15 protein-coding genes and 1 riboswitch are annotated in these 12058 nt (G+C 31.9%); all 15 genes read right to left on the bottom strand.

The window, feature by feature from the left end; translation table 11 throughout:
- Positions 1-40 precede the first annotated feature (40 nt).
- Complete coding sequence (gene gpmA, locus DY249_RS09000; protein ID WP_115595935.1) at positions 41-730, bottom strand: 2,3-diphosphoglycerate-dependent phosphoglycerate mutase; 690 nt, start codon at positions 728-730, stop codon at positions 41-43.
- The gene (gene mreB / locus DY249_RS08995; protein ID WP_101540739.1) at positions 730-1779 is read right to left on the bottom strand and encodes a rod shape-determining protein; all 1050 of its coding nucleotides are present in this window, start codon (positions 1777-1779) and stop codon (positions 730-732) included. The genes gpmA and mreB overlap by 1 nt, the downstream gene beginning before the upstream one ends.
- A gap of 8 nt (positions 1780-1787) precedes the next feature.
- On the bottom strand, positions 1788-2957 hold the full coding sequence (gene metK, locus DY249_RS08990) for a methionine adenosyltransferase (protein WP_101540738.1): 1170 nt from the start codon (positions 2955-2957) through the stop codon (positions 1788-1790).
- Positions 2957-3430 (bottom strand): 2-C-methyl-D-erythritol 2,4-cyclodiphosphate synthase, encoded by a 474-nt coding sequence (gene ispF, locus DY249_RS08985; RefSeq protein ID WP_115595934.1) that lies wholly within the window; start codon positions 3428-3430, stop codon positions 2957-2959. Before ispF ends, metK begins: the two co-directional genes overlap by 1 nt.
- Entirely contained in the window at positions 3427-4149 is a 723-nt protein-coding gene (gene ispD, locus DY249_RS08980) for a 2-C-methyl-D-erythritol 4-phosphate cytidylyltransferase (RefSeq protein WP_115595933.1), read from the bottom strand. Before ispD ends, ispF begins: the two co-directional genes overlap by 4 nt.
- Positions 4150-5262: a PIN/TRAM domain-containing protein gene (locus tag DY249_RS08975; protein ID WP_115595932.1), complete on the bottom strand. Its 1113-nt coding sequence runs from the start codon at positions 5260-5262 to the stop codon at positions 4150-4152. It abuts the gene before it with no gap.
- A 14-nt stretch (positions 5263-5276) separates the two neighbouring features.
- Positions 5277-5756, bottom strand: coding sequence for a CarD family transcriptional regulator (locus DY249_RS08970; protein ID WP_101540734.1), 480 nt, complete (start codon positions 5754-5756; stop codon positions 5277-5279).
- A 79-nt stretch (positions 5757-5835) separates the two neighbouring features.
- On the bottom strand, positions 5836-6741 hold the full coding sequence (locus DY249_RS08965) for a diacylglycerol/lipid kinase family protein (protein ID WP_115595931.1): 906 nt from the start codon (positions 6739-6741) through the stop codon (positions 5836-5838).
- An 86-nt stretch (positions 6742-6827) separates the two neighbouring features.
- Positions 6828-7616 (bottom strand): hypothetical protein, encoded by a 789-nt coding sequence (locus DY249_RS08960; RefSeq protein ID WP_101540732.1) that lies wholly within the window; start codon positions 7614-7616, stop codon positions 6828-6830.
- Positions 7616-8299, bottom strand: a complete 684-nt coding sequence (locus DY249_RS08955; protein WP_101540731.1) for an ABC transporter ATP-binding protein — start codon at positions 8297-8299, stop codon at positions 7616-7618. The genes DY249_RS08960 and DY249_RS08955 overlap by 1 nt, the downstream gene beginning before the upstream one ends.
- Positions 8292-8657 (bottom strand): GntR family transcriptional regulator, encoded by a 366-nt coding sequence (locus tag DY249_RS08950; protein WP_115595930.1) that lies wholly within the window; start codon positions 8655-8657, stop codon positions 8292-8294. The genes DY249_RS08955 and DY249_RS08950 overlap by 8 nt, the downstream gene beginning before the upstream one ends.
- Positions 8658-8816: 159 nt before the next feature.
- Positions 8817-9377: an energy-coupled thiamine transporter ThiT gene (thiT, locus tag DY249_RS08945; RefSeq protein WP_101540729.1), complete on the bottom strand. Its 561-nt coding sequence runs from the start codon at positions 9375-9377 to the stop codon at positions 8817-8819.
- 29 nt (positions 9378-9406) lie between these two features.
- Positions 9407-9493, bottom strand: a riboswitch (TPP riboswitch).
- A gap of 49 nt (positions 9494-9542) precedes the next feature.
- A complete protein-coding gene (locus DY249_RS08940; protein WP_115595929.1) occupies positions 9543-9830 on the bottom strand; it encodes a hypothetical protein in 288 nt (95 codons plus the stop codon).
- A gap of 22 nt (positions 9831-9852) precedes the next feature.
- Positions 9853-10872 carry a YveK family protein gene (locus DY249_RS08935; RefSeq protein ID WP_115595928.1) on the bottom strand — a complete coding sequence of 340 codons (1020 nt, stop codon included), beginning with the start codon at positions 10870-10872 and terminating at the stop codon, positions 9853-9855.
- Between the two features lie 8 nt (positions 10873-10880).
- Entirely contained in the window at positions 10881-11999 is a 1119-nt protein-coding gene (locus tag DY249_RS08930) for an EpsG family protein (protein WP_101540726.1), read from the bottom strand.
- Positions 12000-12058 lie beyond the last annotated feature (59 nt).

Genomic DNA, 12058 nt, shown 5'->3' with positions numbered 1-12058 from the left:
GAAAAAAGAGCTTGCAGCTAGCAAGCTCAGCAAATATTTTTTACAAATAGTATTTTTTAACCATTTTTAAATCATCATCTAGTTCATATACTAGAGGCTGTCCTGTTGGGATTTCTAAGTCCATTATATCTTCATCAGATATACCTTCGATGTGTTTTGCAAGAGCTCTTAGACTGTTACCGTGAGCTGCTACAAGTACTGTTTCATCTTTTAATAATTGTGGTGCGATATTATCAAAGAAATATGGTAAAGCTCTCTCTAAGGTAATTTTTAAGTTTTCTGCTGTTGGGATTACATCTTTTGGAAGATTTTTAAACTGTCTCATATTTAATTGTTCTTCTTGAGCTTCTTCTGAAAGTGTTGGAGGAAGTGTATCATAAGATCTTCTCCATATATGAACTTGTTCATCACCATATTTTTCTGCTGTTTCTGCTTTATTTAGACCTTGTAAAGCACCGTAGTGACGCTCGTTTAGTCTCCATGTTTTTTCTACTGGTACAAATAATTGTTCAGAATATTCTAGGACATAGTTACAAGTTTTGATTGCTCTTTTTAAAATAGATGTATGAGCATGGTCAAAAACTATGCCTGCTTCTTTTATTTTCTTACCAGCTTCTATCGCTTCTTTTTCACCTTTTTCTGATAAATCTACATCTACCCATCCAGTAAATTTATTTGCTAGATTCCATTCACTTTGTCCATGTCTAACCATTACTAAAGTTTTTGTCATTATCTTCTCCTTAGTTTTTCATTACTTTCTAACTCTTTTTGCTTTGCTTTTACAGATTCTTCTGTACTTTGATCTATTTCATCAAGCCAAGTTAAAGCACGTCCAGTACCTATTATTACACATTGATCTGCATTATCTGCTATATTTACATCTATTTGAAATTTTTCAGATAGTCTTTGGCGTAGACCTATTGTATAGGCACCACCACCTGTTAGTATCATTTGTTTATCATAAATATCTGCAGCTAGCTCTGGAGGTGTTACCTCTAATACTTTTTTTACCCCATCTACAATCAAATCAACATATGGTTTTATTGCAAGTTCTATTTCTCCAATTGGAACGTAAACTTTTTGTGGCATTCCTGTTGATATTTCACGTCCTGTTACTTCTATAGATTCGTTTACTTCAGCATTTCCTGCTGCAATTTTAATCTCTTCCGCCTTGTTATCTCCTAAAAGTAAACCATATCTTTTTCTAATATAGTCTTTAATTGCTGTATCAAAAGTAAGACCAGCAACTGGTACAGATTGACTTGCTATAATTTGTCCCATAGAGATTACAGCTATGTCGGTAGTTCCTCCACCAATATCAATTATAAGTTCTCCACCAGCATCTGTTATATCTATTCCTGCCCCAATGGCAGCTGCTAGTGGTTCTTCTATTAGATATGTCCTGTGGGCTCCAGCATTTTCACTTGCTTGTAAAACTGCCCTTTTTTCTACTTGTGTCGCCCTACTTGGCACGCAAATTAATAAATCTGGTTTTAAAAGGGCCTTGTTTACTGACTTATCTAAAAAATATTTTAGCATACGCTCAGTTGAGGGAAAATCAGCAATGACTCCATCTTTTAAAGGCATAATAGCTTTTACATTTCCTGGAGTTCTACCAACTAGTTTTTTTGCCTCATCTCCAACAGCAAGTATTTCATCTTTTAAGACATCAACGGCAATTACTGATGGTTCGCTTAGGACAACTCCTTTGTTATTTACAAAAACTAAAACTTTGGCTGTACCAAGGTCTATAGCTACACTTCTTCTAACTCTTGCCATTTTTTCTCCTAATATTTTTTAAGCTTATCAAGCTTATCAAGGGCTTCCCAAGTAAATTCCGGATTATTTCTTCCAAAATGTCCATAGCTTGCGGTATTTTTATAAATCGGTCTTAATAAATCCAAATTATCTATAATAGCTTGTGGTCTAAAGTCAAAGTTTTCTTTAACAATTTCAAGTAATCTTTCATCCTCATACTTGCCTGTTCCAAAACTATCGACATATATTGAAAGTGGGTGGGCAACACCTATTGCATAGGAAATACCTATTTCAAGTTTATCACAAAGGCCTGCTGCAACCATATTTTTTGCAGCATATCTTGCCATATATGCTGCTGATCTATCCACTTTTGTAGGGTCTTTTCCAGAAAATGCTCCACCACCTGATTTTGAATATCCACCATAGGTATCTACAATTATTTTTCTACCAGTTAGACCACTATCTCCTTTTGGTCCTCCTACTACAAATTTTCCCGTAGGATTTACATAGATTTTAGTTTCCTCATCGATTAAAGCTGGATCTATTACTTTTTTTATGACTTCATTTATAATGTCTTCCCTAATTTTATCTAGAGAAACATCTTCAGTGTGTTGGGTTGATATTACTATATTATCAATACGCACTAATTTGTCATCGTCATATTCTACAGTTACTTGAGTTTTGCCATCTGGTCTAAGATAGTCTAGAACTTTGTTTTTACGAACTTCTGTAAGCCTATACGCGAGTTTGTGTGCATAATTAATGGAAACTGGTAAATATTCTTCTGTTTCATTATCAGCATAGCCAAAAACTATCCCCTGATCCCCTGCTCCGATTTGATCGTATTTATCGTTGGTTGATTTATATTCTTGGGAGCTATTTACTCCTTGAGCAATGTCTGGTGATTGTTCTATAAGTGATGTTAAAACAGCTACATTTGAATAATCAAAGCCAAGATTTGGGTCATCATAGCCAATTTCTTTTATAGTTTGACGAGCAATTTGCTCTACTGGTGCATAAGCTGTAGTAGATATCTCTCCCACTACTAGGACTAGACCAGTTGATGTTACAGTTTCACAAGCTACTCTACTATTTTTATCTTGTTTTAAACATTCATCTAAAATCGCATCAGAAATCCTATCGCAGACTTTATCTGGATGTCCTTCCGTTACCGATTCGCTTGTTATAAATTTTTTCATTATTTCTCCTCTAATATTACAACAGCACGAGCTTCTATACCTAGACCCTCTCCTGTAAAAGCAAGTCCTTCACTAGTAGAAGCCTTGATAGAAACATTTGTTGGATCAGTTTTTAAATGCTCTGCCAATAAGCTTTTAATTTCATCTCTCCTAGGACTTATTTTTGGCATCTCACAAATAGTTACTGTATCAAGATTTCCTATTCTATAGCCTTTTTCTTCCATAATATTTACCACGTGATCAAGTAATTTTAATGAAGAAATGTCTTTATATTTTGGATCTGTATCAGGAAATAATTTCCCAATGTCATCTAAGGCTAAGGCTCCCAAAATCGCATCCATTATAGCATGGATTAAAACATCTGCATCAGAATGCCCTAAAAGTCCTTTTTCATAATCAAACTTAATTCCACCCAGGATTAAATCTCTACCTTTTACTAGCCTATGGACATCATAGCCTATACCTATTTTCATTTTTTCGCCTCATTTTCTCTTTGACTTTTTATATAAGCTCTTGCGAAAAGAATATCCTCATTTGTAGTTATTTTTATATTAGAATATTCTCCTTCAACAACTTTTACTGGAGTAGTCCTATTGAAAAATTCAAATAATTGACTATCATCAGTTATTTTAAACTCACTTTTTACATATTTTTCGTACATAGAAAAAATTGTTTCTTTATCAAAAGCCTGGGGAGTCTGGACATTATAAACAAAAGCACGATTTGGTGTAAAATCCACAGTCATATTTTCATTTAATATTTTTACTGTATCTTTGGTTTTTGTTGCAGCAATAACTGCCTTATATTTTTTTAACTCCTCTAGAGTTTTATAAAAAAGTTTTTTACTTGCAAAAGGTCTTACCCCATCATGGGTTAAGACCAATTCACAATCTTTATTTAAGGCTTTTAGACCTTCAAATGTCGATAATTCTCGAGTACTACTACCGAAAACATAAGTAACTTTTTTAGAAAATTTAGGATTTTCTAAAATAGCTTTGATTATGTCCTCATCATCTCTTCTAATCACTAGAATGATTTCATCAAATTCTTCTATACTAGTTACTGTATCTAGTGTACGCTCGATTATTTTTTTATTATCGATATTTAAAAACGGTTTATTTATATTGCTATTCATACGTCTGCCCGATCCTGCAGAGGTAATTATAGCTGATAAAAATTTGCCATCAAGCATTTATTCCTCTTCACTTCTTACAAATATCATACGTCCTGCAGAAGTTTGCAAGACGCTAGTTACAATAGCATTTATAGTTTGATCGATATATTTATCTCCATCTTCTACTACTACCATTGTACCATCGTCAAGATAACCTACACCCTGATTTTTGCCCTTTCCTTCTTTTATAACATCAATTCTCATATGTTCACCAGGAATCACGACTGGCTTTAGGGCATTGGCAAGGTCATTGATATTTAAAACCGGGATGCCTTGTACATCTGCAACCTTATTTAAATTATAATCGTTAGTAAAAACTTTTCCGCCCAAATCTAGAGCAAGCTTGAGTAATTTACTATCTACTTCCTTAATATTTGGGTAGTCTTGATCTGTAATTTTTAGGTTTATTTTATCTGATTTTTTTATTTCACTTACTATATCTAGACCACGACGACCTCTTTCGCGTTTTAAATCATCTGGACTATCTGCTATATGTTGGAGTTCTTCTAAAACAAATTCAGATATAATTAACTCGCCTTCAATAAAATCTGTTTGTATAATATCTACTATCCTACCATCAATTATCACTGATGTATCAAGTATTTTAGGACTTGCTGGGTTTTTACTCCTATCAAATTTAAAAGTAGCCTTTAAGTCTTTATTTTCTTTATTATCTTTGTTGTTGGATTTAAACAAGTTTACAAAGTCATCGCTATTTTTAGTTGCTACTCTCCAACCTAAAAAACCTAAACCAATATATAATAAAATAGATAATAGCACAAAAATAAAATTGCCTACAGTTGGTAATTGTAGACTAGTTAAAGGTCTTGAGATCAAAGTTGCAATTAAAATACCAAGTATCGCTCCAATTGTTCCAACAATAAGTTTACTTGCCGGTATTGCACTTATTTTTAATTCTATATTTGAAAAATTTGATATAAGCTTATCCGAAACGAGGGAAGATATCAAATAAAACACTATCCCACCAATTAATCCAGCTAGTATATTTGCAATAATAAATATAATGCCGCTTTTGTCTATTAACAAAGTTGCGGCATTTACTGCATTTAAAATTACTATTCCAAGTGCTAGACCAATAAGTGTGATAAGAATTTGAAAAATTCTTTTCATTTACACTCCTTATTTCATAGTCCGATAGACTCATCTATCATTTGTTCAGCCTTTTCTTTATCTAGAGAACCTGCCATAACTAGTTCACTAGCCATGATTCTTCTTGCTCTGTTTAACAATTTCTTTTCTGTGGTTGATAAACCTTTTTCTTTATCCAAAATTGAAAGATTGCGAACCATCTTTGCAATTTCGAATATGTCTCCTGTTTTTATAATTTCTTGATTTTCTCTATATCTCACATTCCAATTGCTAGGCATTTCTGTAGGATCCTCATCAAGTATTGTAAGTACTTGATCTCCTTCATCTTTGCTTATGACATCTCTAATATTCATCTTGTCAATATTTGATAGTGGAATAGAAATATCCATAGAACCAATTGGCATTTTTAGGATATAATAATCTTTTTCTTCACCCAAAAATTCCTTTTTTTCAATAGAATCAATAGTACCCGCCCCATGGTTTGGATATACGATTTTATCGCCGATTTTAAACATTTATACCTCCTAGGTTCTCATAGTTATTATATCAAATTTGAACCTTTTAGTAAATATAATTAAAATCTCATTTTAATTTCTATATTTTATCCCTCAAGCCAGTTCTGATTTTAATTTTTTCTTTTAAAACTTTAATATCAGCAAGAGTAGTAGTTCCTCCATATTCTCCATCTAATGACCAAGCAACTTTTTGGTCTGTTTTTACTATAAATTCACTTCCTTGGCGAAGAATAAGCATATCATTTTCTTTTCTATTGGTAAGTCCAAATATTATTTTATTGACATCGGCAAGTGATTGGGGGCGCTTAACCATAGTTAATTCAAAAATACCGTCAGATAAACCAACATTTTGTCCGGTTATGCCTACAAAGCCTCCAACCGAAACAGAATTTGTCACCATAAAGTGAATAAATTCTCCAGCTATAGTTTCACCATCTATAGCTACCTCCATTTTATATGTTGGGATGTTAACTAGAGGTAAAGTTTGCTTTAAACCTTCAAAAATATAGGCAGATCTACCAAAAATATTTTTCACATCTTGACCTGTGTTATAGGAAACTTCTGCAATAGTTCCAAAGGCAGCTACATATACAAAGTATTTTCCATCGATATTTCCTATATCAATGTCTTTTTTATAACCACGAGTTGCAACTTTTGTAGCCTTTTCTACATCAGCTGGTATATTTAATGATTTAGAAAAATCATTGGTAGATCCTGTTGGTATATAACCAACTAAGGGGTTTATTTTTACTTTACATACTGCAGATATAACTTCATCTAAAGTTCCATCTCCACCACCAACTATAATTTCATCAAAACGATAGCCTAGATTGCTCACTATTTCTGATGCATCTCTAGGGCTTTGGGTGGCATAAATACTTGTTAAATACTCTCTTTCACTAAGATAATCTACTATCCGAGGCAGGTGTTCGTTTATTATTTTCTGCCCGCTATTAGGATTGTATACAAAAAGGGCATCTTTCATGGTATCTCCTTTATTTCTTTATTTAAGAAAAATATACACTTTATCGGATTTTTGTAAATAAAAAAGATGCCAATTTGGCATCTAATTTACGCTACGGATAGCTTGTCTTTATGGATTTTAAAAGTTGATATATAAAATATTGCTGTGATAATTAGGTTAAATAAACTTGGCAGAATCACTGTTTTCAAATATGGTGCATTTTCTGCTACTTCAACCGTCAGCCTTCCTGAAGTGTCACTTGTCATATAGTCAGATACAATCCATCCTTGGAATTTAGAAAAAGTATAACCCACAATTATAAATATAATTGAAAATACAATTGCTGAAGCAGACTTTGAAGCTCCAAATATTCTAAGATGTCCTGCTGTGTTTGCAAAAGTAATCATAGCTGTAAACGCAAGCCCAATCATAAATAAATTTAGAACGACTCCAAAAAATATTTTGCTATCCATCTGGCTAATAGTAGTTAATATATCTCTAAATATTTGCCAAATGCTAATTGCTTCAGTTGATTGAGTTCTCATCAGCAATATAAAATTTATAAACATAGAAACAATAATTACCAAGCCTAAAAGTATATAATTTATATATCTTGCTCCCGTTACTTGACTAGCATCAAATGGCAATGCTGAGTAAAATGATGCATTATCAGAATAAAATCTCTTGTCATCATTTTTAGTCATAATTACCAGAGCAATAAGTGGTCCCATTACTAAAAGTATCCCAGAAAGTACCAATCCAATACCAACTAATGCCGAGTTATTAAAAATATTGATTAACTGAGAAAAAATCATAACTGCAGCTAAGGGTAAAAATAACCACAAAATTATAGATTTAATATCTTCCTTAAAAATTTGTCCGAGTAATTTTCCCATTACATAACCTCCGTAAAGTAATCTTCTACACCCATTTGATGTTTTAATCTTATATCGTCTACAGTTTCATTTATAATTATTTGTCCATTTTTTACAAAAACAGCCCTATCCAAAATTTTTTCAATTTCAGCAATCAAATGAGTAGATATTAGCAAAATTCCATTATAATCAAAATTTTCAATAATAGTATTTATTACCATCTTCCTTGATTTTGGATCAACACCGCTTATTGGCTCATCTAATAAATAAATTTTTGCTTGTCGGCTAAGTGTTAGGGCAATTTGGATTTTTTCTCGCATACCCTTTGAACATTCCCCAAGTTTTAATTCACTTGAGATATCAAAACCCTTTATCAATTCATAAAATTTGTTGCTATCAAAATCATCATAAAATTTCTCATATATGCTAACCACTTCATCTATTTTTGTTTTTTTATCCAAAGGCAAGTGGTCTGGTTGATAAGAAACTATAGTATTTGTACGACCTCCTGGTTTAGAGCCATTTATTTTGACAGAACCCATATAGTCTCTTTCAAGTCCTGCAAGTATTCTAAGTAAAGTTGTTTTACCAGATCCATTTTCTCCGACAAGACCAATTATTTGCCCATCTTCTAAAGTTAAATTTACATTATCAAGGGCTGCCTTACCGCCATAAACCTTGGTTAAATTTTTTATCTCAATCATTTTTCTCCTCCCAATATATTTTTAATTGGTTAATCGCATCATCTTTTTTTAAATTCAAACTTTCTACTCCACTTATAAAATCATCTGCAATCTTATAAAATGAATTGTCTTCTAATTTTGAAATCAAATTCTCATTATCAGTAACAAATCTTCCTGCTGTTCTCCTAGTTTCTGTAAGCCCTTCTCTTTCTAACTCTGCTAAGGCTTTTTGAACTGTATTTGGATTTACTTCATATTTGCTAGCTAAGTTTCTAACAGAGTCTATTTTTGCTCCAGGTCCCCATTCTCCGGTAGATATCTTTAGCTTAAATTCCTCTAGAAGTTGCAGATAGATAGGTCTAGAATTATCAAAGTCCATCCACCCCTCCTCAATCTGTATTATTAATTTGTATTATTGTATTACTATCTTAGTACAATAATATTATATCATCTAATAAAATAAATTCAAGGATTTTTTTAAATTAATTTTAGCTATGAAAAAAGCAGCCTATAAGAGCTGCTAAATTATCCATCCTATTTACATATTTGGCAAATCATTAGTTAGGAAATTTTTTAGTAAGAATAGTATTACAAGAGCAATTGCATATTCGACAGCTAAATACGAACCATTATAAACTAGTGAGTACGCCAATGCTCCTTGTCCTTCTGGAGCATATGATGAGAAGAATACTACTCCTGATACTACGTGAGTTACAAATCTTGCCAAAATCGCAATAAGCGTTCCTTTTAAAATTGGAGCAAATTGATGTGTTCTTTTAAATTCTTCCGAAAATAAACCTGATAGTCCTATTAATCCATAAGGAAGTGGATAATCAAGGATAGCTTGGATTGGATGAATGATATATCCACCAAACATCATATCTACAATTCCATACAAAGCACCTATTAAAAATCCCTTGCCAGCTCCATATCTTATAGAAAAAATAATTAAAGGAATCATTTGTCCAGGTGTAATCTCTCCACCTTGTGGCATTTTAAAAAATGTAATACGGGCAAGTACAAAGGATAAGGCAATAGCAAGTGCGCCTTCAACTAACATTTTTGTCGTCCAACTTGATTTTGTTTTATTATTTTGCATAAAAAAATACCTCCTTTTGCACATACTTAAAGAGGTTTATACACTTTCCTCCGCAAGCATTACCTTGACCAGGTTAAGGGTATAATCTCAGCCGATTGGCACCCCTAAGTGCATATTTATTATATTATACAAATAAAAAAATGTAAAATAAAAGGGCTATAAGCCCTATATTTCTTTTAAATATTTAGTTTTTATATAAAAACTATCTCCATCTAACTCTACTCTTACAAAACCATTTTCACTTTCACTTTCAATTTTTACAAAACTTCCTTTTTCCAGCTTATCAAAGGCAGTTTCTTCATCCATGTCAGCATAAATATCAGCATCGTCAGTAACTTCATATAGGCCATCTATTTGTAGACTATCATCACTCTTTTCTTCTTTTTGATTTTCATAGATAGTTATCTCTTGTGGCTGATAGTCATCTTCCTTTTGGCAGGAGCTTAGAATCATAAGGCAGATTATTATTAAAATTTTATCTATAATAAATCACCCCTAATAGTCTGATACCAAGTCTATCTAGCTCTTTAATTGCATTTAGCAAAGTGTTTTTTGAAGTATTTTCACCAACTAAAAGTATTTTATAATCCTCATAATCAGCTAAGTTTATGGATATGGGACTATTAAAATTATCCTCCTCTATTAAAATGTAAGGATTGTCCGCTTTTAGTTTGTTAATCTTATTTAAAATATCTTTTTCATTTTTTTCTTTAATCTCTATGCCATTTAATAAATAGGAAAGATCTGTAGCTACATCTATATTTTGAGCATGCTTATTTAAGTGTGAAAGTCCTACAACCGCACTTGGGCTAGTAGTATTTATTTTTCTTTTTATTTTTGAAAGTTCAGTCTCTTTTTCTTTTGTAAGGTCTGCTAAAACTTCATAGTCTAATTCTCGAATATCATCTGCACATTCAATCTTATCTGAAATAATATCTTTAATAATAATAATCAAAATTCCTAGCAAAGCACCCACAATTAGACCTATAACAGCAAAAATTATGCCACGAACCTTAGAAGCCTCGCTTACAGTTACATTTTGCAAGTATTCTATGTTTTCCATATGCAAATAATCTCTTGCATAAGATCTAAATTCCTCAGAAATGAGTTTTAGAGTATCCTCAGCACGTTTTTCATTAGAATCTTTGTAGGTTAGACTAATTACTCCACCCTGAGGATTGACATCATAGTCAAAATTTTTAGAAACCATACTAGACTTCCAGTCAGGATCTATCTTTTCACTTACTGTCTCAAATAAGTCTTCTGATTCCAAAAATTGTGAATAAACACTAGCAAGCTTTTCGTTTAAAACTAATTTATTGTAGGTAATAGGTTCATCATCATTGCTTGTCACTATCAATACAGCCTCAGCTTCATAGTCTCCTGGCAAGATATTTTGGGTAAAATAAGCTAAAAATCCTATTAATAGTGCTGGCAAAATAATTAACCACTTATTATTTTTTATTGAATTTCTAATTTGTTGTGTTGTTAACATAATTTCTCCTATTTTAATGAATGGATTGCATTTAAATTTGTAAAGAAAAAGTCATAGCTTGGTGCCTTGACCATTAGGAATATAGCATAGGGTATCAAATATATCAAAACAGATGCTCCTATTAAAAAACCACCAAGCTTATCAATATTTTTTATTTTTTCTAAAACTAAAGGTATATAGATAATTTCTAGAATAGTAAAAAATGTTGAAAACCTAAAGGCTATGGCTATCGATGATCTAAATACCAAAAGCACTACTAGGCTAAACCAAATAGCCTTTATACTAGATTCTTCCATAGAAAATTTATTATAGTCTTTTTTCTTAAAATACATAAGACTTGTAATAAACAATGCAGCCGCAAAAATAATCCTTGGATCATAAAATTTCATTGCACCTGCAAATTTACCGGTAAATGTATAATTTAAAACTTTTGTAGCCATACGTCCAAGGCCTATTGCCGATAAAATTTTGGACAAGATTCTAAACATCAGTCTAGAAAAAACCGATGCTACTAAAGCAATGCCTGCAGTTAAAATTTTAAAAACCCTGCCCATATCAAATAACATAAAAAACAAAAATGGTAAAAGTATCACACTTGCCCTATGAAAAGTCATTGCAAATATAAAAAACAATAGGCTTTTCAAAAACTTTTTTTCACTAAAATAATTTATACTTATTAGCCCCAAACCAACTGCAGTTGCAGTTCTTGCCGTTTGCATATCAAACTGAATAAATATCGGCAAAAATATAATAGCTGATAAAAAAGGATTCTTACTTTTTTTGATGCTTATGTAGGCTACAGGGATAATAGATAAGGTATTCATAATCACAATAATCCACTGCCTAGATATGCCGATAATATTTATTAGATAAGAAAATAGTCTAAAGGCAAACTCTACTGGATAGGAAAAATTTAAAACTTTAGAAAAATCTCGTCCAATATCTTTTGCAAACCACAAATAATTATAATAATCAGCATCACCAGACCCACGCAAAGCCGCAAATAAAAACATTATAAAAAACATTAGCCCTGCAGCTAGATTTTTCTTGTTTTTATCCTTGAATTTTATGAAATTGTTAATTAAAAATAAGCTTAGCTGGCTAAGCGTAAATAAAGTAAATCCCATACTTTCCCCTTGATACCGATTATTATATCATTTACATGCACTTTTAAAAAGAACTTAAT

The organism is Anaerococcus octavius, assembly GCF_900445265.1.
In the GTDB taxonomy this organism is placed as follows: Bacteria; Bacillota; Clostridia; order Tissierellales; family Peptoniphilaceae; genus Anaerococcus; species Anaerococcus octavius.
This window is presented reverse-complemented; position numbering and strand designations above follow the sequence as displayed.